The organism is Mesorhizobium sp. M0954 (assembly GCF_040319155.1).
In the GTDB taxonomy this organism is placed as follows: domain Bacteria; phylum Pseudomonadota; class Alphaproteobacteria; order Rhizobiales; family Rhizobiaceae; genus Mesorhizobium.
In genome coordinates this window covers 63,593-88,222 of sequence record NZ_JAMYNR010000002.1, presented here as the reverse complement: position 1 = coordinate 88,222, position 24,630 = coordinate 63,593, and the positions used below count along the sequence as shown (strand labels likewise).

The 24,630-nt window shown below is 60.7% G+C and carries 31 protein-coding genes; 12 read left to right on the top strand and 19 right to left on the bottom strand.

Annotated elements, in window-relative coordinates:
• The first annotated feature begins 82 nt into the window (after positions 1-82).
• From NKH93_RS03590 to NKH93_RS03580, 3 genes are all read left to right on the top strand, one after another.
• Positions 83-418 carry a DUF2274 domain-containing protein gene (locus NKH93_RS03590; protein WP_352969165.1) on the top strand — a complete coding sequence of 112 codons (336 nt, stop codon included), beginning with the start codon at positions 83-85 and terminating at the stop codon, positions 416-418.
• Positions 419-700: 282 nt separating this feature from the next.
• On the top strand, positions 701-1,666 hold the full coding sequence (locus NKH93_RS03585; protein ID WP_352969444.1) for a GHMP family kinase ATP-binding protein: 966 nt from the start codon (positions 701-703) through the stop codon (positions 1,664-1,666).
• The gene (locus NKH93_RS03580) at positions 1,663-2,709 is read left to right on the top strand and encodes a PLP-dependent cysteine synthase family protein (protein WP_352969162.1); all 1,047 of its coding nucleotides are present in this window, start codon (positions 1,663-1,665) and stop codon (positions 2,707-2,709) included. Before NKH93_RS03585 ends, NKH93_RS03580 begins: the two co-directional genes overlap by 4 nt.
• A 43-nt stretch (positions 2,710-2,752) precedes the next feature.
• On the opposite strand, the gene NKH93_RS03575 is transcribed toward NKH93_RS03580, so the two are convergent.
• From NKH93_RS03575 to NKH93_RS03550, 6 genes are all read right to left on the bottom strand, one after another.
• On the bottom strand, positions 2,753-3,484 hold the full coding sequence (locus NKH93_RS03575) for an amino acid ABC transporter ATP-binding protein (RefSeq protein ID WP_352819435.1): 732 nt from the start codon (positions 3,482-3,484) through the stop codon (positions 2,753-2,755).
• Entirely contained in the window at positions 3,481-4,137 is a 657-nt protein-coding gene (locus NKH93_RS03570) for an amino acid ABC transporter permease (protein WP_352969160.1), read from the bottom strand. Before NKH93_RS03570 ends, NKH93_RS03575 begins: the two co-directional genes overlap by 4 nt.
• 107 nt (positions 4,138-4,244) lie before the next feature.
• Positions 4,245-4,991, bottom strand: coding sequence for a substrate-binding periplasmic protein (locus NKH93_RS03565; protein WP_352969158.1), 747 nt, complete (start codon positions 4,989-4,991; stop codon positions 4,245-4,247).
• Positions 4,992-5,155: 164 nt separating this feature from the next.
• Positions 5,156-6,448: a threonine synthase gene (locus tag NKH93_RS03560; protein ID WP_352969156.1), complete on the bottom strand. Its 1,293-nt coding sequence runs from the start codon at positions 6,446-6,448 to the stop codon at positions 5,156-5,158.
• Positions 6,445-7,638 (bottom strand): M24 family metallopeptidase, encoded by a 1,194-nt coding sequence (locus NKH93_RS03555; protein ID WP_352472979.1) that lies wholly within the window; start codon positions 7,636-7,638, stop codon positions 6,445-6,447. The genes NKH93_RS03560 and NKH93_RS03555 overlap by 4 nt, the downstream gene beginning before the upstream one ends.
• Positions 7,628-8,419, bottom strand: coding sequence for an IclR family transcriptional regulator (locus tag NKH93_RS03550; RefSeq protein WP_352472978.1), 792 nt, complete (start codon positions 8,417-8,419; stop codon positions 7,628-7,630). Before NKH93_RS03550 ends, NKH93_RS03555 begins: the two co-directional genes overlap by 11 nt.
• A 140-nt stretch (positions 8,420-8,559) precedes the next feature.
• Here NKH93_RS03550 and NKH93_RS03545 point away from each other — a divergent pair, with 140 nt between their 5' ends.
• Positions 8,560-8,826 (top strand): helix-turn-helix domain-containing protein, encoded by a 267-nt coding sequence (locus NKH93_RS03545; protein ID WP_352772142.1) that lies wholly within the window; start codon positions 8,560-8,562, stop codon positions 8,824-8,826.
• Between the two features lie 28 nt (positions 8,827-8,854).
• On the opposite strand, the gene NKH93_RS03540 is transcribed toward NKH93_RS03545, so the two are convergent.
• On the bottom strand, positions 8,855-9,070 hold the full coding sequence (locus NKH93_RS03540) for a helix-turn-helix domain-containing protein (protein WP_023679380.1): 216 nt from the start codon (positions 9,068-9,070) through the stop codon (positions 8,855-8,857).
• A 130-nt stretch (positions 9,071-9,200) separates the two neighbouring features.
• Here NKH93_RS03540 and NKH93_RS03535 point away from each other — a divergent pair, with 130 nt between their 5' ends.
• Both NKH93_RS03535 and NKH93_RS03530 read left to right on the top strand, forming a co-directional pair.
• A complete protein-coding gene (locus NKH93_RS03535) occupies positions 9,201-9,950 on the top strand; it encodes an autoinducer binding domain-containing protein (RefSeq protein ID WP_352969153.1) in 750 nt (249 codons plus the stop codon).
• 73 nt (positions 9,951-10,023) lie between these two features.
• Positions 10,024-10,656 carry an acyl-homoserine-lactone synthase gene (locus NKH93_RS03530; RefSeq protein WP_352969151.1) on the top strand — a complete coding sequence of 211 codons (633 nt, stop codon included), beginning with the start codon at positions 10,024-10,026 and terminating at the stop codon, positions 10,654-10,656.
• A 797-nt stretch (positions 10,657-11,453) separates the two neighbouring features.
• On the opposite strand, the gene NKH93_RS03525 is transcribed toward NKH93_RS03530, so the two are convergent.
• The 4 genes from NKH93_RS03525 to NKH93_RS03510 all read right to left on the bottom strand — a co-directional run bounded on the left by NKH93_RS03525 (position 11,454) and on the right by NKH93_RS03510 (position 12,841).
• A complete protein-coding gene (locus tag NKH93_RS03525) occupies positions 11,454-11,942 on the bottom strand; it encodes a hypothetical protein (protein ID WP_352969149.1) in 489 nt (162 codons plus the stop codon).
• Entirely contained in the window at positions 11,939-12,154 is a 216-nt protein-coding gene (locus tag NKH93_RS03520) for a hypothetical protein (protein WP_352969147.1), read from the bottom strand. The genes NKH93_RS03525 and NKH93_RS03520 overlap by 4 nt, the downstream gene beginning before the upstream one ends.
• A gap of 10 nt (positions 12,155-12,164) precedes the next feature.
• A complete protein-coding gene (locus NKH93_RS03515) occupies positions 12,165-12,536 on the bottom strand; it encodes a hypothetical protein (RefSeq protein ID WP_352969145.1) in 372 nt (123 codons plus the stop codon).
• A 101-nt stretch (positions 12,537-12,637) separates the two neighbouring features.
• Positions 12,638-12,841 carry a DUF6074 family protein gene (locus NKH93_RS03510; RefSeq protein ID WP_352969442.1) on the bottom strand — a complete coding sequence of 68 codons (204 nt, stop codon included), beginning with the start codon at positions 12,839-12,841 and terminating at the stop codon, positions 12,638-12,640.
• 379 nt (positions 12,842-13,220) lie between these two features.
• On the opposite strand from NKH93_RS03510, the gene NKH93_RS03505 reads away from it, so the two are divergent.
• Together NKH93_RS03505 and NKH93_RS03500 are read left to right on the top strand one after the other, a co-directional pair.
• Positions 13,221-13,355, top strand: a complete 135-nt coding sequence (locus NKH93_RS03505; RefSeq protein ID WP_352969143.1) for a hypothetical protein — start codon at positions 13,221-13,223, stop codon at positions 13,353-13,355.
• Between the two features lie 319 nt (positions 13,356-13,674).
• The gene (locus NKH93_RS03500) at positions 13,675-14,061 is read left to right on the top strand and encodes a hypothetical protein (protein WP_352969141.1); all 387 of its coding nucleotides are present in this window, start codon (positions 13,675-13,677) and stop codon (positions 14,059-14,061) included.
• A 263-nt stretch (positions 14,062-14,324) separates the two neighbouring features.
• On the opposite strand, the gene NKH93_RS03495 is transcribed toward NKH93_RS03500, so the two are convergent.
• Together NKH93_RS03495 and NKH93_RS03490 are read right to left on the bottom strand one after the other, a co-directional pair.
• The gene (locus NKH93_RS03495) at positions 14,325-15,419 is read right to left on the bottom strand and encodes an S-adenosylmethionine:tRNA ribosyltransferase-isomerase (protein WP_352969139.1); all 1,095 of its coding nucleotides are present in this window, start codon (positions 15,417-15,419) and stop codon (positions 14,325-14,327) included.
• The gene (locus tag NKH93_RS03490; protein WP_352969137.1) at positions 15,416-16,105 is read right to left on the bottom strand and encodes an SDR family NAD(P)-dependent oxidoreductase; all 690 of its coding nucleotides are present in this window, start codon (positions 16,103-16,105) and stop codon (positions 15,416-15,418) included. The genes NKH93_RS03495 and NKH93_RS03490 overlap by 4 nt, the downstream gene beginning before the upstream one ends.
• Before the next feature lie 118 nt (positions 16,106-16,223).
• Here NKH93_RS03490 and soxR point away from each other — a divergent pair, with 118 nt between their 5' ends.
• Positions 16,224-16,658, top strand: a complete 435-nt coding sequence (gene soxR / locus NKH93_RS03485) for a redox-sensitive transcriptional activator SoxR (protein ID WP_127862987.1) — start codon at positions 16,224-16,226, stop codon at positions 16,656-16,658.
• 382 nt (positions 16,659-17,040) lie between these two features.
• Here the strand turns inward: soxR and NKH93_RS03480 are convergent, their stop codons facing one another.
• The 4 genes from NKH93_RS03480 to NKH93_RS03465 form a co-directional block, all read right to left on the bottom strand.
• Positions 17,041-17,913, bottom strand: a complete 873-nt coding sequence (locus tag NKH93_RS03480; RefSeq protein WP_352969135.1) for a ferritin-like domain-containing protein — start codon at positions 17,911-17,913, stop codon at positions 17,041-17,043.
• A gap of 205 nt (positions 17,914-18,118) precedes the next feature.
• Complete coding sequence (locus tag NKH93_RS03475) at positions 18,119-18,604, bottom strand: hypothetical protein (RefSeq protein WP_352969133.1); 486 nt, start codon at positions 18,602-18,604, stop codon at positions 18,119-18,121.
• Positions 18,601-19,191, bottom strand: coding sequence for a type II toxin-antitoxin system VapC family toxin (locus NKH93_RS03470; protein ID WP_352969131.1), 591 nt, complete (start codon positions 19,189-19,191; stop codon positions 18,601-18,603). Before NKH93_RS03470 ends, NKH93_RS03475 begins: the two co-directional genes overlap by 4 nt.
• Positions 19,181-19,477, bottom strand: a complete 297-nt coding sequence (locus NKH93_RS03465) for a hypothetical protein (RefSeq protein ID WP_352875290.1) — start codon at positions 19,475-19,477, stop codon at positions 19,181-19,183. Before NKH93_RS03465 ends, NKH93_RS03470 begins: the two co-directional genes overlap by 11 nt.
• 442 nt (positions 19,478-19,919) lie before the next feature.
• Here NKH93_RS03465 and NKH93_RS03460 point away from each other — a divergent pair, with 442 nt between their 5' ends.
• Positions 19,920-20,108, top strand: a complete 189-nt coding sequence (locus NKH93_RS03460) for a Y4oE-related protein (RefSeq protein WP_352875291.1) — start codon at positions 19,920-19,922, stop codon at positions 20,106-20,108.
• 422 nt (positions 20,109-20,530) lie between these two features.
• On the top strand, positions 20,531-20,806 hold the full coding sequence (locus tag NKH93_RS03455; RefSeq protein ID WP_352969129.1) for a hypothetical protein: 276 nt from the start codon (positions 20,531-20,533) through the stop codon (positions 20,804-20,806).
• Here the strand turns inward: NKH93_RS03455 and NKH93_RS03450 are convergent.
• Entirely contained in the window at positions 20,772-21,245 is a 474-nt protein-coding gene (locus NKH93_RS03450; protein WP_352969127.1) for an Lrp/AsnC family transcriptional regulator, read from the bottom strand. The two genes, NKH93_RS03455 and NKH93_RS03450, sit on opposite strands and share 35 nt — an antisense overlap.
• A gap of 128 nt (positions 21,246-21,373) precedes the next feature.
• Between NKH93_RS03450 and NKH93_RS03445 the strand changes: the two genes are divergently transcribed.
• Positions 21,374-23,764, top strand: a complete 2,391-nt coding sequence (locus NKH93_RS03445; RefSeq protein WP_352969125.1) for a thiamine pyrophosphate-binding protein — start codon at positions 21,374-21,376, stop codon at positions 23,762-23,764.
• A gap of 104 nt (positions 23,765-23,868) precedes the next feature.
• On the opposite strand, the gene NKH93_RS03440 is transcribed toward NKH93_RS03445, so the two are convergent.
• Positions 23,869-24,621 carry an ATP-binding cassette domain-containing protein gene (locus NKH93_RS03440; RefSeq protein WP_352745716.1) on the bottom strand — a complete coding sequence of 251 codons (753 nt, stop codon included), beginning with the start codon at positions 24,619-24,621 and terminating at the stop codon, positions 23,869-23,871.
• Positions 24,622-24,630: the final 9 nt, after the last annotated feature.

Below are 24,630 nucleotides of genomic sequence, written 5' to 3'. Positions count from 1 at the left end.
GAGCTGCCGTGCCTCGCTGCTGCCGACGAACACCTTGAACATGGCATTGCCGGCGCAGTGCCCGACATACCGGAGGGCCGCTTTGTTTCAAAATCGCGACTTCCTGCTATCCGACCGCAAAGGTCGCGAAATGGCCCTCCTTGCCCGTTCGGGTGGACAAAACAAACAGCGGCTGTCCACCTCTGGGCGGCAGTTTATTAAAGGTGCCGAGCGTTGGATTTTGGCCACCCTCATAGGTGTGGATAATGCCGATGTGCTTGGCCGTGAAAGCGGCGAGACAATCACTGATCCGGCAAAGCTGATCGCGCCGATGCTGGCACGGTTCATGACAACCGAAAGAGGCTTTGCCAGAGCCCAACGCACTCTGAACCCGGTGCGCTTTTGGCCGCTGCGGGCTATCGCCAAATCTCAGTATTGACACAGGGTGAGCAGTCCAACCTCCTTACAAGAACAATAATGAAGACACGGTGCGTGGCGCAATTATTTCGGAACGGTTGTCCGCATGGCCAACCGCCCTCGGCACGTGCTGCTGTATCTAGTCCAGTATTGGACGCCCAATTTGTGGGGCGATCTTGCCCCTATCTTTGCATGAAGCGCTTGCCTTTGGCACTACCAAGATTTGGCGAGTGACAGCATGGATCAGTCATACGCATCATCTGTCAATTCCAGGTGAGGAGATGACGTGGTGACAAAGACGGGGATGACGAGATCTGGCCATCGGACAAGCTCGGACAACATCAACAACGAGACTATCAGGCTGCCTCTGGCGGTAGGCGTCGGACGAGCGCACGCCCACCATGGGGAATTCCTCCAAGGCGTCTTTGAAGGGGAAAAAGGAAGGCTTTGTCGCGGACTCGTAACCCTGCCGCTCACGTCGCAAGAATCGCTAGCGACTTTCTGGCCGCATGAACAAATTGGGATTCGACCGCGGCCTGCAAACCGGACCAAAGCGGCACGCGCGGCAGCCCTTACGCTCGAGCATATCGGAGTAGCTGAAGGAGGTGGAGAACTTACGATCGAAAGCCCTATTATGATAGGGCATGGCTATGGTTCCTCGACCGCAGACGTCATTGCTGCGATTCGTGCGGTGGCAGCCGCAGCGGGCCTCACGCTGCGCCAGTCAACGATTGCGCGACTGGCGGTGGCCGCGGAAGGCGCAAGCGACGCCATTGCCTACGGCGACCAACCTCTCCTCTTCGCCCACCGGGAAGGCCGTACGATCGAACACTTCGGTGGCGAGTTCCCGCCCCTTCTCCTGGTAGGTTTCAGGGACGGCAGTGCCCGGCCGATCGATACGCTGAGCATGCCACGGGCACGCTACGATGGTGAGGAAATCGGGCTGTTCCGTGTTCTGCGGGGACTGGCGAACCACTCCATCCGGCAACAAGATCCCCGCTTGCTTGGACGTGTCGCAACCATCAGCGCCAGTATCAGCCAGAGGCATTTGCCGAAGGCATCCTTCAATACCGTTTTGGATATAGCACGGGCGCATGACGCGTGCGGTGTGCAGGTGGCCCACAGTGGCACGTTGATCGGCATCCTTCTGGATGCCAACGCACCCAGGGCGGGCATGCGCGCTGCTGAGCTCGCAAGGCAGGTGAGCGGCGCAGGCCTCCAAGGCGTCCATACGTTTGCCCTTAACGCCGAAACGGGGCTAATCCAGTGAGCGCGGCGCAAGACTATTTACGCGCCTACGAGACGCCGCGTTTTGCCCAACTCGCACCTAACCTCAACGCCGCCTGCTTTTCCCTTATGAAGCTGATGCCCGCCCGATTCATGGTCGATCAGGCGGAAGCGTCAGGGCGCCTCAGGCGGGAAGGTCACATCATCGAAACGACGTCGGGCACATTCGGCCTCGCCATCGCCATGCTGGCTGCGGCTCGTGGCTATGCGCTTACACTTGTCACGGCCTCCACCCTCATCGACCTGAAACTCAGGCGGCGACTGGAACAACTTGGTGCCAAAGTCATGGCCATCGACGATCCTCAAGGAGACGGCAATCAGCGCGGTCGGCTCCAGTATCTTCAGCAGACGCTGCAAGATAGCCCGGGCACGTATTGGCCTCGGCAATACGACAGTCCGGAAAACCGCCTGGCCTACGCGCGCCTGGCCGACCTCGTTGTTCGATCATTCGGCCGTATCGATTGCCTCGTCGGCTGCGTGGGCACTGGGGGATCGCTTTGTGGAACCGGAGGCTTCCTTCGTGAGCTCTTTCCTGATCTCAGGATGATTGCAGTCGATACCCACAGAAGCATGCTCTTTGGCCAGCCTGTCGGACGTCGCATGTTGCGCGGGCTGGGCAACAGTGTTTTGCCGGAAAATGTTCGTCATCAGATGATCGACGATATTCATTGGGTGGGCGCATTGCCGGCCTACGCAATGGCGCATGGGCTGTTTCGCGATCACGGGCTGTTCATGGGGCCGACCAGCGGCGCCGCAGCCTTGGTCGGCGCCTGGTTCGCCAGGCACAATCCGGACGCCTCCACCGTCGTGATAATGCCAGATGAAGGGCATCGTCATTCAGATACAGTCTACAACCCCGACTGGCTCGCCGGTTTGAAGGATTGGCCAATCTCAATTCCTCTTGAACCAACTGTTCTCACGCAAATTCATCCGGCCGAAGAGACGGCATGGACGAGATTCCCTTGGAACCGCAGAACTTTAAACGCCGTGGTCGCGGGGGCGGACGGCTTGGTCCCTACGCAGTGACAGGTCCGAATTCAGAGTTGGACGCGACAAACCAGCGCCCGAGTCACACGGGGTGCATAACCCGATGAAGAAAGTCCTTAGTGCGTTCGTGTCTCGGATTTCGAAGCAGTTCCTTGGCCGGACCTTGCTCAACGATCCGGCCGCCGTCGAGAAAGAGGACGCTGTCGGAAACCTCGCGGGCGAACTGAATTTCGTGCGTAACCACGAGCATGGTCATGTTCTCGTATGCGAGCGCGCGCATGACCTGCAGGACCTCGCCGACCGTTTCCGGGTCAAGTGCGGAGGTGGGCTCGTCGAAAAGAATGGCCTGTGGGCGCATCGCCAGGGCACGGGCGATGGCCACGCGCTGCTGTTGACCCCCCGACAATGACGCGGGATAGGCATTCGTCTTGTCGGCCAACCCGACGCGATTGAGCAATGCCGTGGCCCGCTCCCGGACCTGGTTCCTATTTTCCTTCAGCACGTAGAGCGGCCCTTCCATGACATTTTCCAGGGCTGTGCGGTGCGGAAACAGGTTGAAACGTTGGAAAACCATGGAAACGCGGGTGCAGATGGCGTGAACCTGGGGCGAGGCGGCATCGACCACGGTGCCGTCGATGCTGATGCGACCGCGCTGATAGGTCTCAAGCCCGTTCACACATCGCAGAAGCGTCGATTTGCCGGAACCCGAGGGCCCAATCAGACATACGACCTGTCCTTTGGCGATCTCGGCGTTGATCCCCTTGAGGACTTCGTGGGAGCCGAAGGACTTGTGCACGTTTTCAAAGGTGATCATCCCGCCGCCCCAAGATAGGTTTCGATTCTACGCATAAACAGGTTCAGCGGAACCGTCAGGCACAGGTAAAGCAGTGCCACCAAGGTAAAAACTGTCATGTTGTCGAATGTGGACGACGCAAGCATCTTGCCCTGCATGGTCAACTCCTGAACCGAAATCACCGAGACAAGCGAGGAGTCCTTCAGCAGCATGACCATATTGTTGGCGTAAGGCGGCAGGATGATCTTGAATGCCTGCGGCAGCACGACGCGGCGCATCATCAACGGACGCTTCATGCCGATCGATTTTGCCGCTTCGACCTGACCCTTATCGACCGCCTCGATGCCAGCCCGGAAGGTTTCCCCGAGATAGCAGGAGTGCGCCAGCCCCAGCCCGATCGTGCCAGCCTGGAGCGCAGTCAGGTTGATGCCGATCTCGGGCGCGACGAAGTAGATATAAAAGAGAACCACCAACAATGGTATGCCGCGCACGAAGTCGACAAGGAGCCGCGTCGGCATGGCGAGACAGCGTATCCCCGATGTCCTGAATAGCGCCCAGACAAGGCCGAGCGCCGTCGCAAGACACAGCGCAAGAAGGGTTATCATGACGGTCAGCCAAACGCCGTTAAGAAGAAGCGGCAGATATTCCGTTGCATGCGCGATGAATTTGGTCATGGCCGGCTTCCTCTTGGCACGTACCCCGGCCGTCAAAGCCGGTCATTCCGATGCGATCCTTTGGTCCTGCCAGCCGGCGCTTCTGTCGAGGTCAGTGCGGGTCGGCCTCAAAGGCCATATTTGGCAAATATTCGGCTTAATTCGCCGCTTTCCTTCAGCTTGGCGATGGAGGCATTCACCTTTTCGAGAAGCAGTGGATTTTCCTTAGCAACCGCCAACGCGACCTCGCCTTTTTTCATCGGCTGATAGCCGTCGACGAGGCGAACACCCAGCTCGGGATTCTTTGAAAGCTGATATGCGACGATCGGGGCGTCACCGAAACCGGCCTTGATGCGGCCCAGAACCACATCGCGCATCATGTCAGCGATTGAGTCGTAGAGCTTGACTTGACCGAAGACGCCAAGCGCTTCCAGAGCGTCAGCGTAGGTCGAGCCGATCTGCGCCCCGACGGTCGCACCTCTGAGCTCCTCGATCGTGTAGTCTTTGCTATCGCCGGCAGCAACAAACATCGCCTCGCCATAGGCGTAAACCGGCGTGCTGAAATCGATCACCTGCTTTCGTTTGTCCGTTATGAACATGCTGGCGGAAATCAGATTGATTTTGTCGGTCGTCAATGCCGGGATCAGGGCTGGAAAAGCGTTTACTTGAAAATCGGCGGTCGTGCCAAGGCTCGCGGCAATCGCACTTGCCAGATCGACCATCGCGCCTGTCGGCTTTTGGGTTGCGGTGTCGACAAACGTGAACGGCACTCCGGTTGGCGTGACGCCGACTCTGAGCGTTTCCTCAGCCATCGTCTGAGTTGCCATTGCGACACTGAGGGCTGCGAGCCAGCCTATGAGCGTTTTGCGAAGCATGAACATTCCCCTTACATCATGTTTGAATCGAGATTCCGCTCGCTAAGCGAGTTGAATTTGCCTCTCCCGGATAGCTTTTAGGAAGTCGCAATACCGTCCAATGGTGGACGAGATCATCAATCGATCAGAAATCGCATCCGCTCATGATCGCCTCTATCTTCTCTTCAGGACATCTTGGTCGCGCGCCGTTCAAGTGAGGGCGTGAAATAGTCACGGCCCTCGGCAACGTATTCCCACGCTTCGGCAACTGAGTGAAACGATGGTTGTGCTTTGTTCGGACCGGTCGAACGATCCAAATCCTTGAGGCCGCTCGCTGTCACGATGGCAACGACGCTGTCCGACCGCGCGATGGTGCCTTCTCGCCTCAAGGATTCGATAGCTGCAAATGGCGTCACCGAGGCAAGCTCGGCAAAAACACCCTCGGTGGCCGCAAGCTGCTGCTGCATCGCTATCAAGCCGATATTGCCGACCGGCATTGCCGTGCCGCCAGATTCACGCAGGGCGTTGAGCGCCTGAAACGTGCTTCGTGTGGTGCCGATCGAGATGGCAAGCGTGTCGAAGCTTGCGGGCACTTCGGCAACCAGATCTCCCTTGCCGGCAAGGGCTCTGGCCAAAGATCCATGCACTTCCGCCGCCACGAGTCTCGGCAACCGCTCGATCTTGCCTTGGCTGAGAAGATCCTTGAATCCGGCCCACAGGCCGGCAAGCGCGTCCCCGTAGCAAACAGGCAAGGCGCACCAGTCCGGCACTGCACCGTGCATTTGTTCGACGATTTCGTAAGCCAGGGTCTTGTAGCCCTCGATCCCGACAGGATGACTGCCCACCACGGGGCTGTGAAACGGTGATGTTGCAAACCATCCGAGGCGCTCGGTACCAGCGGCAAGCAATGGCCAGCGATGGGACTTGTCGGCCAGGGATATGACGCTTGCGCCGTATTTGCGGATCTGCGCCAACATTGCGCCGGCGGTGCCTGAGAATGTGACAACGACGCATTTCAGGCCCGCCCGTGCAGCATAGGCGGCAAGTGAGGCCCCGGCGTTCCCCGACGAAGCAGTCGCCACCACGCGTGCGCCACTCAAACGTGCCATCGACACCGCCACCGTTGAGAAGCGGTCCTTGTGGGACCAGGTAGGGTTTGCGCCCTCGTCCTTGATAAGCAGCTTGGGGACGCCGAGCTGCTTTCCCAGCTTCTCGGCGCTCAGCAACGGCGTCAGGCCCTCGCCCAAGGAGATTGCATCGCTGAGTCCACAAGGAAGCATGTCGGCATAGCGCCAGAGCGAGGGCAGGGCGGCACCCGCTGTGGAAGCGGTCGATGTAGCTCCGGACGGATCGTAGACGACCTTAAGATTGGCCGGTGCTTCGGCACAGCATTTCGGGCAGCCGCGCGAGTCGATTTTGGTATCGATCCGGAACAAGGCGCCGCATCGAATACAGGAAAACCCTGCCGCGCGGCTCATAACGGCACCCGGGTGATTGCATCGTGCGTCTGCGTCAGCCGCTCCACTCCGCGCTGGCGAACAACCACCATGTCCTCCACCTGGAGTCCCCAGCGGCCGATTTCGTAGTAGGGGGTCTCCACGCACAGCACCATTCCTTCTTCAAGGATGTCTGCACTGCGCGCCGAGAGCGTCGGCGCATCATAACCATCAAGGCCGATGCCATGTCCGACGTGATCGCGCTCGTAGTGGGCAATTCCTTCGCGCTTCACCACACGCACGACCGTCTCGAAGAGCTGTGCTGCTGCCATGCCCGGACGGATAATGTCGCAGGCATGCTGAACGCCGCGCAGCAGCGCCTGCTGAAGTCGATGCGCCTGCGGCGGCGGCTCGCCCAGCGTGGCGATGCGGGCAATGTCGGCGCGGTAGTGCCGGAACCGGCCACCGACGTCGAAGCGGATGATTTCTCCAGCGCGCAACCTGCGGTCAGACGGCTGGACGTTCATGAGCGCGCTGCGCTCGCCAAAGCCGATGCATCCCAGTACGGGCAGGGCGCCTTCCTCGACTGTCCTGACATGAAAAGCGCGCGCCAGATCTGCTTCGGTGGCGCCTTCCTGAGCAACGCCGAGTGCTGCTTGAATAGAGCGTTCGGCAATCTGGGCAACTTGGCCGAGCCGTTCGATTTCATCTGCCGTTTTTACGGCACGAACCTCGCGAAGCAATGCGGTGGCTGGTAGGAACGACGCATTGGGAAAATGGGCTCTGAGGGTTTCCTGGTATCCTGGTGCGAGCCCGGCCTCGTCTATGCCGATCCGCCCACGGCCGAGCTGAGCTTCTTCCAATGCGGCGACCAAAGCCGCGATGGCATCGCCATGCCTCGGCAGGTCTCGAAGCTGGAGGTGCCGTTCATTGGCGAGGTCCACGGTCGTCGAGGAACCGACATCGGCGTAAAAGTCGCCATAGCGCCGAACCTTGCTTACCCACAGTTCCTGATCGGCTACGAGGTCGAGCGTGCTGGAGCTGGCGATGATTTCAGGCGTGCCCTTGTCAGGAGCCGGCCACACCACATAAGCCTGCGGGCCGCGACGGATCCATTGCGGCAGAGCCCAGAAGCCGCTCATATAGGTCACGTTTTCCGGGGCAGTCGCTATAATTGCGTCAAGCCCGGCTGCCGTCATGCATTGTTTCAGGCGCGCTTCGTTAAGCAGCATGATGGGAATCCCGAGCCTGTTTTGCTTCCAGAAAGCCGAGGCCGGTGGAAATGCGCGCTGCAGCCGCCATTACTGCCTCTCCAATCTCAGCGATCTCCACATGCGGTCCCACTGACCGGGGGTAGGCCGCACTTATGGCCGCGATGATTGTGCCTGATGCATCGCGAAGCGGTGCGCCGACCGCAATCAGCCCGGTAAAGTTCTCGTCCAGGGATGTTGTGTAACCAATGGGCTCGGACGCTCTGATTTGAGCAATGAGCTTGTGCGGATCGGTGACTGTGCGAACGGCAACCTGCTCCAGTGGACCTCGGCCAAGAATCCCAATGACCGCCTCGCCGCTCAGCTCCATCAGGAGCGCCTTGCCCAATGCGGTAGAATGCAAGGGGAAGGTCTCGCCAGGTGAAGAACGAATGACGACCGGACTCTTGCTCTGCACGGTCAGGAGATAAATTCCGCAGTTGCCCCGCCTGATACCGAGGAATGCGTTGAAGCACCCTTCGGCGGCCAGCGCCTGCAGTTCGATTTCAGCCAAACCAACCAGGCGATCTCTGCCCAGGACCTTCCGCGCCAGAGCCAGCACGGAGTGACCCAGCCGGTAGCGCCGCGAGTCTGGCGACTGCTCGACATAGCCCTGCTCTGCCAGGGTATTCAGAATTCGCTGCACGGCGGGAGCACTCTGCTCAAGCCGGCGGGCGAGTTCGCGCACCCCGACTGCTTCGTCCGCTTCCTTGAGGACATTGAGAACCGCAAGCCCACGTTCCAACGAAAGATTTCCTGTCACTGACGTTCCTTATTTCGGAATGGCGTTCCTTAATATGATGAGAAAAGCAGCAATGGCCGCGCCTGTCAATGACGAATGTTCATTATAGTGTGTCGTCCTAAAGTGTGCCTAGCGACGACCATGCCGTTATGGACCTACGGTTGGTTGTCGGCCTCAACGTACAGAGGATTCGGCGCGCACAGGCCCTCTCTCAAGAGGAACTGTCGTTCCGTTCAGGATTCACGCGCGCCTATCTGAGTGGTCTCGAGGCCGGCCGTCGCAATCCCACACTCCTGTCGCTCGCAAAGCTTGCCACCGCATTGAGCGTCGACATCGAGGAGCTGACGAAACGGCCCGGCAAAAACGCCCGAGCCCTAGCTGGTGATTGTGCTGTGGCGCCGCGTGAGCGGCGCAAGGGAAAATCCTGATGCTCTCGGCGGCCTGCTGACCAGTGCATCACGGCGAGTTTCGACGGATGAGCTGCTCCACGTCAACTTGCAATGCCAACGCCAGTACCTCCAGCGTGTCGACGGTGGGTGAGTTTTCCTCCCGCTCCAGCTTGCCGACATAGTTGCGGTCGAGGCCGGCAAGGTCCGCGAGCTGCTCCTGCGACAAGCCGGTGCCCTGGCGAAGCAACCTCAGATTGCGAGCAAAAACAGACCTCAGCCTCATGCGGCGAGGCAGTCAGAACGCGCCCTTTAGTGCCACCTACTATAGTAGTCAAAAGTCATGCCGGACGTTGCGGTCGGACCTAAGTTCTTTATTTTGTTTTCTTTGTCTCAGTACATTGAAAGGGCCTGCAATGGCGGCGGTTCACGGGAGCGTCCTACAGGATCAGCTAATACAGATCTTTGAAGCAACGGCGCAGATTGACCGTGCAACCAGCGCCGCCGAGATCATTCGGCAACTGCGCAGGAGCATCGAATGTCACGGCTACGCAGCCTGTCTGGTCACCGAATTGCCACGCCAGGACACCGGATCGCTGGATGGACACATCCTTGTCAACGGTTGGCCGCAGGAATGGTACGACCGCTATATGGCTGCCGGACACTATCGCCATGACCCTTGTGTTGCTGTGTGCCGTGGTGCGATCGAGCCCTTCCTCTGGCGGGACGTCCATCACGGCTTGACGAACGGAAATGCCAGGAGGGTGATGGATGAAGCGAAAGAGTTTGGGCTTTGCGACGGGATCTGCATCCCGATCCAGGCTGCGTTTGGCGATCCGGCCTGTGTAACGGTTGCCGGAAATGAAATTGATTTGGCGCCGACGGTGCGCTGCACCATCCATGCCCTTGCGCGCCATGCCTATTCGGCTGCCGAACGCCTCGTTGGCAACTCGCGCAGGCGGCCGAGACAAAAGCTTTCCCAACGAGAGCGTGAAATCCTGCAGTGGGTCGCGGGAGGAAAGACCGCATGGGAGGTTTCCCGCATACTTGGCATCTCGGAAAACACTGTGACGACCCACCTGCGCAACATCAAGGAGAAGCTCAGCACCGCCAACGTTGTGCACGCGATCGTGGAGGCTTTTCGCAGGCACGAAATCGAACTTTGATCCATCCCCAGATCTGGGTATTTCCCGGGCAATCGTCGCGTGGTCGGATGGGGTTCCATCTCGAGGAACCGCAATGATTCAGGTCCATGTCGTCGACGCGTCAAACAGCTTTGCCTATCGAGGGGATCTCGACAGCTACTTCCGCCTGCGGCATGAAATCTATGTCGATGAACGTGGATGGCAGGACCTGAGACGCCCCGACGGTCGCGAGATCGACGCGTTTGATACTCCAGAAGCGATTCATCTGCTCGGCATCCAGCCAGGAAGAGGCGTCGTTGCCGGATCCCGTTTCGTGCCGAGCCTTCGGCCCCATCTGATGAGCGAAACCTTTCCGCAACTCGCCGAGGGCGGCGTTCCGCGCCGACCCAATATCTTTGAATGGACCAGGTTCTTCGTGGCGCGGGATCTTCGTGAGCCCGGCCGACCTTGCCAGGCAGCCGGCGTGATCTACTGCGGAATTTTGGAATTCTGTATCCAGCGACATATCAGCAATCTGACAATCGTGTGCGAGGAGTACTGGTTCGACCGCCTCGCATCGATTGGCTGGAATCCGAAGCAGCTTGGGCCTGCGCTCGCACATGGTGATATGACGATCATTGGTCTGATGGTTGATGTCAGCCCGTCAGCCTTGATCGCGACGCGACAATTCTACCGCATAACGGAGCCTGTGCTTTGGGCCGAAAGTGCAATCGGGCAGCTGGCCTGACCGCGGGCCGTCCGCTTTTGGGCGTCACGCCTCGAACGAACATGCTGCCTGGCACTCGCAGAGGGCGGCGATGTACTATCGCGTGCAAATCGGCTGTCTGCCTTGCGCCATAACAGCCATTCAAAGGCGGAGGTGTCCAAAGACGGGCGCGCGCTCAGGCGGGGCAAGCGGTACCAGCCTTGGCATCGAAATCGACGAAGAAGGCCTGGGAAAAGGACACACCGGATCTTGGAGAGTACGACTTCTCCTTCGATCCAATTTCTTTTTTTGGGCAGTTCACGCCTGATCGCCTGGTGAAGGTGAATCTTGGCGGCCAACCTCGGCTTTGATGAGAAGCCTGACGAACATTGGCGCGTGGCTCCGAACTGGAAGCAAAGGTTCTTCCGCGGGCCAACCTCGGACCCAACCCAAGAAAAAGCTGCAGTGGCGCGGCCGGAGGAGCGGGAGTCCTGGGGTTCAGCATCGCGAATGACGGGAGCGAGCGGCTCATCGCGCCGAAGGCCCTCGCCAAATTCAAGGCGCTGATCTGGGTAATGACACGCCGGACCCGGGGCATCAGTCTGCCGCAGCTGGTCAAGGAGCTGAAGCCATACCTCATCGGATGGCGCGGCTGCTTCGGCTTCTGCCGGACCCCGCGAAGTTCGGTGCACGCAGCGCCATGCGAACGAGCTGCAGCTGGCGAAAATGATGGTGCAGGGTCGATGCGCTCATTTGCACATGTGCCGCGAGCTCGTCGATGCTGAACTGTCGAGGCGGCGGTCATAGAACTGGCAAGCGAGGACCATTGGCTTGTCCGACTATCGTTGCGCCTTCAGCAGACGCTCGAGTGTTGAAAAGTCGCTCATGTCGCGGTAGGGCGTCAGGTCAAGATCCTTGGGGATCTTCTTGAGCGTCTCTTCGGAGATCGGTTTTTCGTTCTTTTTGTTGACGGCCTGGTAAGCGGACCAGCCAACACCCGCCGCCTTCACGGCATCGCGTTCGGCTCGAAGGGCGATTTGATGCGCGTGCAGATAATGAAGCCCGAGTTCGTCTAGGAGCGCCTTTTCAACGATCTCGTGCGTTAGCAGAAATGGGGCAAGCCGGACCTTGGCCGATTTCCAATCCATAGTGCGAGGCATATGGCGATCGATATAAATCGTCCTGCCATCTTTGCTGTATCCAGCAATGTAGGGGATATCGAAATCATGAACGATCTTCACCCGACGATGCAGCGCCCGCACAGCGTCACTCAGTACATCATCGTCCAAGTCTTCGGAAACGTGGCGGACTTCATCTTCAAGCTTCATTTTTTCCACACTGACACCAGCGGCGCTTCCTCCCATAGACCGGGAGCCTTCCCGTGGACGGCCAACTTGGGAATCGTTCGTAATGCCCGCTCATGTTCCTGGGCTGTCGTGCATTCGTCATAAGCGTCGGATGCGGGATAAGCGCCGACCACCAGGAAACCAGCAGACTCGGAGAGACATTGGTGACCGGTGCCGGCCGGAAGAACTGCCATGTCGCCGCCTTCAAGGACAATGTACGGCCCCTGTTGCCCCCGAACCGAACCTTGCCGGTTCCGCCCGCAACCCCAAGCACTTCATTTTTGCGCGAATGGTAATGGACGTAGTGGTAGATGCCGTGCCGCCAGCGCTACTCCTGCCATTGGCCTCGAAAAGCTCTTCCAGCACGGCTGCGGAATCAAATTGTTCCACCGACCTTACGGCGCCACGATAGACGACAAACGGCCAGAAGGGGTGGTTCGGCACGAGGCCGTCATCCTTGAACCGAAATTCGAGTGGCTTCTTCATCTTCACAAATTCGGCGAGTTCTTGCTTTCTCGGTCGCGCGATTCCCGTCGCCTGCTCGGTAGCTTTCTTCAGGCTCGCGAGAATGCCCACGGCGAAACCTTGCGCTGGATGAGACAGCGGGGAAAGCCTCCGCTCTGGTCTCAACAAATCTCAACCAGCGACACCGCACTTTGTTCCTTTTGCCGCCACGATTAAGCTGGGGCCCGCGAGGAGGACTGAAAGTCAGAGAAGCGCCGGCATGTCGGCCGCTCAGCTTGTGCCTGCCGGAGTTGAACGAGAATTGTCTTGGCGGTGCTGCGCCAGAAGGCATTCGCGTCCTCCAAGTTTTTGGATTCTAGGACCCGGGCGATACCTTCGACCAATTTCCGCCGCCGATTCAGCGGAAACGCGCTTATGTTGAATCATCGATCACCTCACCCGGATCGCCCAGGCGCAAAGTACGGATGCGACAGTGACATTCCGCAGCCAGAACGGCGTTGTGCGGCTCTCGGAGCTTAAGAAGGTCGATGCTTAAGGCGTGCCCCTATGAATGCCTCGCGGTGATGCTCCCGCCCGGTGCCACTCATCGCAGCGCGAGGCGGCTAAAAGACGTCCTTCTTCTCCCTTTTGAGGTTCCGCCACCGCTCCGTCCGCAGCACCCTCCAGCGCCACCATTTTCTTGACCATGGCCAGCAGATCGCGCTTGGTGCCGTGCGGCAGGGACACGACCTGTGTGCGAGTTCCATGCTGTCGCGCGCTTCCTCCGGCGTGCGGCCGCACAGATGCGGGGCAGCGTTGAACAGCATTTCCATCGGCATGAACCCGAGGATTTCGCACACGCAAGGCGCTTGGCAGCGCCATCTTAACGAGGCCGGACGATGGGCGGCCGAACGGGTGATGAAAGCCATCACCGCCGAGGGCGCCGCGTGAGCGGCGCCCCATGATCGAAGCGAAGTCAGAGCAATCACCATGACCACGGACACGGCCAGAATGGCGATCCGTTCGTTGGTGGCGATGCCGAGGGGAAATAATCGATCGAAACGCCTCGCGAGATGCGATCCCCGCGGTCGCCCTAGCCATGCCCCTAGCTGCAACGCGTCCAACGGTCTGTTCATCCTGACATGACTGCGCTGGCAGTCGTGCTAGCGTGAGAGCGCGGCCGGCCGGTGTTACGACACCGATCTGGCAGCCTGCCGTGAAGCGGAGAGGAGAGGAGAGGAGAGGAGAGGAGAGGAGAGGAGAGTTCACCATGTCCAGGATCAATCGCCGCGCCTTGCTTCTCAGCGCCGGCAGCGCCGTTATCGCCTCGACGGTTGCGGCAACAGCTCTCGCCACAGAGACGCGACGCCGGGACCGGGAACCGTCCAGCGATCTGCGGGCGCTGATCAAGGCGCACAAGGCAATGTACGCTGCGTTCGGCAAGGCGATCCACGAAATGGACGGCAGTAATCGCAACCACGACAGAGCCAGCGGGGCTGAGGAAAGGGCGCTGCTGGCTGTATGCGCCTATCCTGCGGTCAGGGAAGGTGATCGCCGGGCCAAGGCACGATATCTTTTGAAGATCGAGGCGCGCGGTGAGCTCGACCTGGCAGAGCACATGCAGGCTCTTCTCCGCTCGACGATGTGGAAAGGATAGAACGGCTTCCCCGTCGTGTACGACGTCCGCCTCCTAATGCGCCAAAACCCGATCGCGTCCATGTTTGAGAGGTTCGCGTTGATACAGCGCTAACGGAGAACAAGCGCTGATTTGGTGGCGATCATTATGATCGCTGCCTGGGTCACTCGCAGTCAACTCTGCCGGCTGTGGAATGAGCAAGGAGCGCCAATTGCCGACCTTTCCGGCGCTTCTGCGAAGCTGACGTTTGCGGTGCGGCCGGAATGCCACCGAACCTGCCGACATCATAGCCATGCCTCGAGTAGAGGCTTCGTCTCGAGCACCTCGGCATGGTTCCGTTCGCGCGATAGAAGCAGCGGTTGGCGATTGAGCAGCATGGAATCGCCGAATTCATGCGCGCGGTATCGATACGCGATGAAGGCTGCGGAGGCCTTGGCGAGCAGAGCATCGTCGGCAAAGGCGCGCAGGAGCTCGAAATGGCTTTCGCCGGGCTGGTGGACGCCTGTGAGAATGGCATCGACCACGCGAAGCGGCGTGCCCCGCGTGATGCGCCCTGTCGCAATGCCATCTCCGGTACGCACGTTGCCGCCGGGATTGGCGGCTGCCTCAAGTGCGCGCACTACGCTCGTGCCGATCGCAATGATGCGGCTGCCGCGCAGCTTCGCCCCCGCGACCTGTGCCGCTGTGTGCTCGGGAATGTGGTAGGGCTCGTCGAAGGGAAGGCGCGAGTCGAGCGCGGGATCGCCGGTGGAAGAGACGCCCGCAGCATGCGTGAGTGTTGCAAAGCCAACGTCGTGCCGACGCCAGGCTTGGATTGTGCGCCAGTCGAGCGCGAAGCCTGCCGACGGCGCCTCGAACGCGACCGGCCCGGCGGCAATCTTCGTCCAAATATCCCACAGTGCCAAGGGCTCGGGAACATGCGCGTATTGGATCGGCCGGCCGTGCTGCGCCAGTCCTGCAAAGACCGCTGCGCGGTTGCCGGAGAAGCGCAACTCGAGAAGGCGGGGATGGTCGAGAAGGCACTCTACGACGGCTTTAAGCGGGCCGAGCCGGAGGTAGTCGCCTGGTGACAGCGGTGGTGGAGGCAGTCGGTCTTCCGTGCGCGTGCGGTGATCGCCCGAGCCGAAGGCAATCGCCACGAAGCGGGTTGGATCGGGAAGTGACAGCCAGCCCGCCAGGCGGATCTCGATCGCCTCACCGCTTGGGACATGCGTGCCGTGCAAGCTGGCAGGCAAGGTCGCGGCATCATTGGCGACGACCAGATCGCCGGGGTTGAACAGCGTCGCGAGTCCAGCTCGCGGCAGGTCGCGCATCGTGCCGTCCGCCTCGACGACGAACAGCCTGGCGGAGCGCCGATCGGGACGATCGGCGGCAATCATCCATGTGCTCCGGCCAGACGCGTAGAGCGGACCGGCAACGCGTCGAGCATCTTTTCGATGATCTCGGCAGCTGCCTCCTCGGGGCGCTTCAAGGTCGCCGGATCGGCATCAGGGATCGCGAGCGCGTGCAGTGGGGTGTCCATATCGCCGGGGTCAAGCGAGAGGAGCCGGATGCCGTCTGCTTTCGCCTCCTCGTCCCAAATCGCCGTCAGATGGGCAAGAGCGGCCTTGCTCGCGCCGTATGCTCCCCAGCCGGGATAGGCGTTCACCGCGGCGTCGCTGGAAATGTTGATGACCAGCGCGCCGCGGCCCTCGCGTGCGGACGCGGCAAGCGCACCGAACAGGGCTTTCGTCAGCCGGAAGGCGCCGACGAGGTTGACCGCGAGCGCCATTTCCAGCTCCTCGCACTCGGTATCGGCAAGGAGCGCCAGAGGGACAGGGCCGAGGCTCGACGCATTGTTGATCAGGACGTCGAGCCCGCCAAGGTTTGCCGTGACCTGCAGCGCGATCGAGTAGGTGTCCGCCTTCTTGCCGACGTCGCCGACAATGCCGTGCGCGCCCGTCTCATCGGCGATGCGTTCGACATTCGCGGCGGTGCGGGCGACGAAGGCGACGCACGCATTCATCGCGGCAAGCTGCCGCACAAGCGCCAGTCCGAGGCCGGACGTGCCGCCCGTGACCGCCACGCGAAGTCCCTGAAGTTCGACATTCGTCTGCATTGCCAGTGCTCCTTTAATCCGTATGCCTCTTGCTACAAGTTCAAGTTAACTTGAAGTCAAGTGGGAATTGTGCTTTCGTTCATGCATGGATTCCATGCTGACCATCACCGACGTGTCACGGCGCAGCGGCGTCGCCTCATCGGCCCTGCGCTTCTACGAGGAGCGCGGGCTGATCGCGTCCGAGCGGGCCGGCTCGGGACATCGACGCTATCCGCGATCCGTGCTGCGCCGGATCGCCTTCATCGTCTTCGCGCAGCGAATTGGGCTGACGCTCGAGGAGATCGGCGCCGAGCTGGCCAAGTTGCCAGCCGATCGCGTGCCGTCGCGTCGGGATTGGTCACGGTTGTCGGGCCAGTGGACCAAGCGCATCGACCAGCGCATCGCCGAGTTGCAGCGCCTGAGGTCGGGGCTTACCGAGTGCATCGGTTGCGGCTGCCTGTCGATCGACCGGTGTAGCCTTGCGAACCCTGCCGATATGGCAGGACGCAAGGGGCCGGGGCCAAGGTATTGGCTGGGGTGAGTTGGCAGCGTGCCTGTCACTATTGCAGAACTCGGCTGCAGAACTCGGCAGCGCAAGACTTCGCCAAGTGCGAGACGCCGCGGCCCCAGTAAGGTCAGGGCGCGGCGGCCCTGATGTCAATTCAGGAATCGCGCTGAACCGGACAGCTCCTGCATTTGTCTCAAAACCGCGGTCAACAAGAGGTCAGAACAGGAGCTGCTCAAAATCGACGGGATGGAATGCTCCAGCTCCGCCGGTGGTTGGCATTGTTAGGATTGACAAACCGGGAGCGTAAGACTCCTGCGGCGGATTTGATTCGTGATCGTCGCGCAGCCGTACCAGCAGTGCCGCCCGCAGGCCCGCTGCGTCTCTTCCTGCGATCCGATCGCCTGTCGCGAGCGAGTCAGGTGCTCTTCAGGGTCCCGTTCATCCCTTCCGGATAGAAGCCGCCCTTGCTCACGCCGTCCTTATCGGTGAGATAGACGATCCGCAGCACTTCCTGCGGCGTCCTGGTGAACGCGATCGCGTCGGACGTCGAGGGAACGAAATTGGCCTTGCCGTTCACCTGGATGCCCTGGTCCTTGTCTTCCGGCCCGTCGATCTTGTCTCGTGCGTCCGAGACGGCATTGGCGGCCTTCCAGGCTTTCTCTCCCTTCCGGTACAGAGTGGAGCGCGCCATTCCCATGTGATAGGCCTCGACCGCCAATATGCCGGCGGCGGCGGCGAGAAACTCCTTGTTTTTCAGAACCGTCGCGGCACCGGCATAGGCGGTGACGCCGACATCCTCGAACAGCATGCCGCCGAGAACGAAGTTCGTTTCGTTGCCGAAGGGGTCGAAGTCCCGCCCGAGGCCCGCTGCCTCCGCAACCGCGTTGAACCCCGCATCGAAATCGATGGCTGGCCTGTCGACAGCGTTCTTTGCAAGCGTCTTGCGGTAGAACCGTACATGCGCGAGTTCGTTTTCAGCAACCTCCTGCATGAATTCGCCGATGGCGGGTGTTTCGAAGGACACTTTCTTTCCGCCGACGACATCGCCGGGTTTCGAACCGGCATCGGCGGCGTCGATGCCTTTTCCGGTGGTGCCGCGAAGATAATATTCGGCCTCCATGTATTCCAGGTTGAGCGCAAAGCGGAAAATGTCCTCATCCTGCACTTCCTCCTTGGCATAGGCGCGAGAAACCGGCGCCAGGCCCGTCGTGGCGGCGAGGCTGGCTCCCAGCCCAAATTGCAATGCGCGGCGACGGGAAAGGTGGAGTGAAGGGATGGCACGTATCATGACTTCCTCCCAAAAGCCCGCCGGCACCACCGTTGGCACCTTATCGCGGGCAACGCGCCCAACTCCGCGATAGGCGAAATGTTCCTGTAAAGGTCGGACTTTGCAGGGGCCGTGCTCCGGATCATCGGCTTTTTGGGCGCGTAACGTCGGAGTTGGCATCGACTATTTGTGACCAAGCCTCGAGCCTAGACATTGAGGTGACACATTATGAGCCGGATAGGCTACGCCCGCGTCGGAACTGGGAGAAACGTCCGCTACCGAACGACCACTTTTCGTTCGCGCGGTGAAGCTGCGGAACAACAAAAGGCTGCTCAAGCTCGATCGCAGAAAAGCGATGCACTTGGTTTGGACCGAACGAGATTCCCGGAAGGTGTGATGCCAGATAAAGCGGGCAGAGGTGCAGTCGCCTCTCTGTACTTTTCATTGCGTAATCAAGCCGGTCCGCGATCCCGGTTGCACTCGCCGCCAAACCGGCACCCTGGCCACGGACGAGACAGGCCAAGCCTAGCTGCCGGGCCGCCAAGGCAAGCGAAAACCGCAAAATACATGTGGGGTATCGAGTTTGACACAGCTTCACAAAACCCAGAAAGGCCGGCGTATTCTGCAGATGATTGACGTCAGTCGCCGGCCCCCGATCCAGCTGTTCCAGTTCGTGGAGAATATCGACAGCAGGACCAACCGTGACGTTCATGATGACCGCCGTTTCGGCGGAGCTCGATAGAGGATGATCCGTCCCGTCGGCAGAACCTGGGTGAGGAAATCAAAATCGCGGACGTTGCCGGTCAGCACGCTCGCACCCAACTGACGCGCCTGCAGGAACACGAGGGCGTCATTTAGGAAGCGGCGCTCGTGCCCCTCCCTCTTGGGCAGATTGCTCAGCCGGAAGAGCAAGCCAGCCAAGACCCCGGCCTGTCCCCAGATCGCATCGTCCGGTGCATGAAGTCGGTGGTCCGGAATGTCCTCTACCGTGGCTTCAATCGTCTCGAGGACAGCTTTTGTGGAGGCATGCTTAGGGTCCAGCCGACCAAAGGCTTGGGTCAGCTCAGACAGGCAGACAGCGGAATGGTGGCATCGGCGATAGGTAAGCAGCGTATCGACTTCAACCGGCGATCGTCCCTGCAGGACATCCAGATAGACGCTCGTATCCAGAAACAGCGGTCCCCCGATCGCAGGTTCGTCAGCAACCCATGGGAGATCGTCGTCGGCCCTGCGCTTCAGCGTTCCGTTGTGCTTTTGGGGCTTTAGCGATCGGAGGGTTTCGGAAAGATCAAACCCCAAGATCTATGTCCGCCGGGATGCTGCCCTTACGTCCGACCAGGCGGGCGCCAAAGTCATCTTCGAGGGCCAGGCGCGACAGCGCCAGTTCCAACAGCTCCGTGTCCGAGGTGACATGGGCGCGCTTCTTGGCCGCCTCGATCAACTCCGAGGGCACCCGCCCCGAAAGACGGGTATTCTTCGCGGCGCCGAGGAGGCCGGCGGCTTTCGCTTGCTCCAGTACAAGTTTATTGCGGGTCGATGCGACCGTTGCTTCGCTTTCTGCAGCCCTCCGTGTCTGCGCAGCCATGAGAACCTCCTGTGTTGAACAGAATATAGATTGCGTTGAACGCATAGGCAAGGCTTAGTGGCCGCTGGCCGTCGGGACCATCGCTCGCGGATGATGAAGCGGACATCTGACGCTTTCGCACTCATCACGCGCGGTCTCGGGTTGGGTCGCAAGCCCCGAATACTAATTCACGAGCTCACGTAGTTGGCTGCTGCGGCGTGGGATGAGTTGAGGCTGCAAACTGAAAGTAAACGGCGGGGCCGTCAGAAACACACCGCGAAAGGACGGCGAGTGCCACGGAGTCGGGGAACGCATTCCCATCCTCCGCCGGCAAGCCGAAAGCTCCAAGCTGGGCAGCCCGTGCGAAGCCTGGGCGGCTGGCTCACTCCACGTGGGTTCCCAACGTCCGGCCTAGCAGCGCACGCCGCTGCTCTCGCCGGTCCAACCCGCGGGAGGTCTTGGCATGCCCAATATTCATTCCGGCCATTGCGACAGCGCCGACGGCGACGGCGATTTGACGCTCTGGGAACTGGCCAACCCAGCAGCTGCGCTACGGGCAGCTATTGAGCTGTATGGCACAAGCGCAGTTACTGCTGCTGCATGGTGCGCGTGCGCGTTGACTGCACATTTTGACGGGCGCAAGCGCGACTAGCAGTTCTGGTGTGCAGTTTTCTCAGAGTTGGGTACCGTCACGCAGGCCTGACCCAGCCGGCAGCCGGGATTTTCCCGGAACGAATTCGTTCGCCCGGTATCTAGTTCGCTCGGTATCGCTTCTAACTGCTGACGCCACCCGTTCAAGTCGGTACACCAGGATGACAAAGCAAAAGCACAGCGCCCAGACTCCCGCCGTTTCGCGAGGAGAATCCAATGCTAATGACGCAGTGCCGCCGACCATTCCTGCCAAGCGTCAGACCACCGGAAAGAGACGGCGTTCTTCGTTGCGCAAAATCTGCAGACCCCTCCAGTGCCATGGCGCGCTATGTCGAGCGGCACCGGCGCTTTTCTGATCGCCTCTGACGGTTTTCCCGGAAGAGGACCGCCAAATGGTGGGCGTCCCGCGCCATTGCAGCCTGGTTGGCTTTGGCGGTCAGCCAGGTTCTTGAGCAATCCGCGCGGCGGCGGCTGATGCGCCGGAAGGCAGGCGATGCTCGCGAGGCCCAACAAAAAATTCTTTATCTAATCGCCGCAATCATGACGCATAAGCTCCAGTTGCAGCCGGCGGAAATACCAGAAATCACAGCCAGTGTTGAGGCGTACCGAACCCATATTGCCCACTTGCTGCAAGACCTGCGACACGCGGGTCCGTCCGAAAAAATCATGCCTCTACCGGCAACCGGTTCGATCGCTTGATCTGGGCAAGCGCGAAGCTGGACTCAATCGAGGAGACGCCATCGAGCCGCGTCAGCTTTTCCTTCAGGAAGCGCTCATAGGCGTGCAGGTCGCGCACCACCACACGCAGCAGATAATCGCGCTGGCCAGTCATCAGATAGCAATCGACCACCTCCGGCCAGCGCGCGATTGCCGCGTTGAACCGCTTCAGCTCGCTCTCGCGCTGGCGCTCAAGCTTGATCGAGGCAAACACCGAGATCGGCAGATCGACCATGTCCTGGTCGATCAGGGCGGCATAGCCGGTGATCACCCCCATATCCTCCATCAGGCGGACCCGGCGGGCGCAGGGCGAGGCCGAAAGGCCGACCCGCTCGGCAAGCTGCTGCGCCGTCATCCTGCCATCGACCTGCAGCGCGGCAATGATCTTTCGGTCGATATTGTCCAGTCGACGCTTTGGCATCGAACGTTACTCCATTGGCTGATATTGGCACAACCAGCTAATGCAGCTGCCAATCTCATGCAAGTTTAGCGACAATTGGTCTTTGCTCAGCCCTATGATTGAGACATCGCAACCGGGAGTCTTGCAGCATGGACAAACAAGAACTGGAGGCACTTTCGGCACTGGAGAAAAAGGTGCTCTGGCTGTCGACATGGATGATCCATAACGCCAATCACCTGCGGGAAAATACGGACGGCTTGAAGGTTGGCGGACACCAGGCATCCTCGGCGTCGCTGGTGACGATCATGACCGCGCTCTATTTCTCGGTGCTGAGGCCACACGACCGCGTCGCGGTAAAGCCGCATGCCTCGCCAGTGTTTCACGCCGTCCAGTATCTTCTGGGCAATCAGACGAGGGAGAACCTCGAAGGGTTTCGCGCCTTCGGTGGCGCGCAAAGCTATCCGTCGCGGACCAAGGATGTCGACGACGTCGATTTCTCCACCGGCTCAGTTGGCCTCGGCGTCGCGCAGACACTGTTTGCCTCCCTTGTGCAGGATTATCTCGGCGCCCGCGACGAAAGCATGCCCGAGGGCCGCATGGTGGCGCTGATCGGCGATGCCGAGATGGACGAAGGCAACATCTTCGAGGCGCTGCTCGAAGGATGGAAACACGGCCTGCGCAACTGCTGGTGGATCGTCGACTACAACCGACAGAGCCTCGATGCCGTGGTTCGCGAAGGCCTTTGGGAGCGCTTCGAAAACATTTTCCGGAATTTCGGCTGGGACGTCGTGATCCTGAAATACGGCTCGCTGCTCGAAGCCTCCTTCACCGAACCGGGGGGCGAGGCGCTGAAGGTTTGGATCGACGCCTGCCCGAACCAGCTCTATTCGGCGCTGACGTTTCAAGGCGGCTCCGCCTGGCGCAAGCGCCTGATCGCCGACATCGGAGACAAGCCGGGCCTGGCATCGCTTCTCGACCGGCGCTCCGATGCCGAGCTCGCCGCGCTGATGACCAATCTCGGCGGCCACGACCTGCCATGCCTGATCGAGGCCTTCGGGACGGCACGCGGCAACGATCGGCCGACATGCTTCATTGCATATACGATCAAGGGCTTCGGCCTGCCGCTCGCCGGCCACAAGGACAACCACGCCGGCCTGATGACCAGGGATCAGGTGGCGGTCCTTCGTGCCTCGATGTCGGTCGGCGACGGGCGGGAGTGGGACGCCTTCGAGGGATTGGCTGTTGGGGATCTGGAGCTGCAACGGTTCCTCGACGCCGTTCCGTTCGCGGCAAAGGGCCAGCGGCACCGGCACGTCCAGCGCATCGTGGTCCCTGGTCGTCTCGTCGCGGAAGCCAAAGGCAGCGTCTCCACGCAGGTCGGCTTCGGCAGAATTCTGGACGAGATTGCGCGCGCTGGCGGGCCGCTCGCCGACGCGATCGTGACGGCATCGCCCGATGTCACGGTTTCGACCAATCTCGGCCCCTGGGTCAACCGGCGCGGCCTGTTCGCGCGTCAGTCACTCGCCGACACTTTCCGCAGCGAACGCATCGCTTCGGCGCAGAAATGGGAATTCGGCACCTCCGGCCAGCACATTGAACTCGGCATCGCCGAGAACAATCTGTTCATCCTGCTGTCGGCACTTGGGCTGTCGCATTCGATTTTCGGCAAACGGCTGCTGCCGATCGGCACGCTCTACGATCCGTTCATTCAGCGCGGTCTCGATGCGCTCAACTATGCCTGCTATCAGGACGCGCGCTTCCTGCTGGTCGCGACGCCGTCCGGGGTCACATTGGCGCCGGAAGGCGGGGCGCATCAGTCGATCGCCACACCGTTGATCGGCATAGCGCAAGACGGGCTTGCGGCTTACGAGCCGGCCTTCGTCGACGAGTTGGGCGTCATCATGCGCTTTGCGCTGGATTATATGCAGCGCGACGGCGACGCCGTGCAGTCGGAGCGCACCTGGCTGCGCGACGAGACGGGCGGTTCGGTCTATCTGCGGCTCTCGACGCGCCCGGTCGAGCAGATCATTCGTCCCATGATGCCACTGCTCGAGCAGGACATCATCGACGGGGGCTACTGGCTGCGGCCTCCGGGTCCGAATGCCGAAGTGATTGTTGCCTACACCGGCGCGGTTGCGCCGGAGGCCATCGGGGCTATCGGCATGATGGCGGAGGACCGTCGCGATGTCGGTCTTTTGGCCGTGACTTCGGCCGATCGGCTGAACGCAGGCTGGACTGCCGCGAGCCGGGCACGCGAACGCGGCCTTGTTCACGCCAGGAGCCATGTCGAAAGGCTGTTTGCCGATCTCCCGGCGCACTGCGCCATCGTCACCGTCACCGACGGTCATCCGGCGGTACTCGGCTGGCTGGGTTCGGTGTACGGCCATCGCACGCGCAGTCTCGGCGTCGAGCATTTTGGCCAGTCGGGCACGATCGGCGACCTTTACCGCCATTTCGGCATCGACGCCAATTCCATAGCGACAGCGGCCGAGCGGATTGCCGGTGGCCGCCCCATCCGGTATCTGCGCGCGCTGGATTGATGCTGGCGACATTCTGTGGCCGAGGCCTGATCGTGGATCCGAAGTCATGCCACTCGCTGCCCGGGTAACGCAATATCTGAACGGCGCGCCTCTGTCGGACCGGGCTAGTGCTGAAGCCCGGTGATCATGGCGACGATCTCGTTCTTGTCGGTCTCGCTGGTCTTGCGCACGCCGATCTGTTTGCCACGTCGCAGAACACAGATCCGATCTGAGAGCCTGAACACCTGGTCGAGGCTGTGGCTGATGATCAGCACGCCGATATTGCGCTGCTTCAGCGACAGAACAATCGTCTCGACCTTGGCGGTCTCGGCAACGCCGAGCGCGGCGGTTGGCTCGTCGAGCAGGATCAGCTTGCTTGCCCAGTGCGTGGCGCGCGCGATCGCCACGCCCTGGCGCTGGCCGCCCGAAAGATCGCGGATGGTGGCGTGAGCCGATGGGATGCGAACGTCGAGATCCTTCACCAGCTTTTCGGTGTCGTCGATCATCCGGCGTCGGTCGAGCAGGCCGAAGCGGTTCACCGGCTCGCGGCCAAGAAACATGTTCATGTAGACGGTCTGCTGATCGGCGAGCGCCAGGTCCTGATAGACCACCTCAATGCCGTGCGCGCGCGCCATGGTGGCGCTCGACATTGCCACCGCCTGCCCCTCGATGATGATCGTCCCGGATGTCGGAGCATGCACCCCCGTCACGATCTTGACCAGCGTCGACTTGCCGGCACCGTTATCGCCGACCAACGCCACTATCTCGCCGGGATAGAGCTCGAGCGAGAAATTTTCGATGGCGGTGAGGCCGCCGAAATTCTTGCGGATGTCGCGCAGCTGCAAAACAGGGGGCATGCCGGTCGTGGTCGCGTTCATCACTTGCTC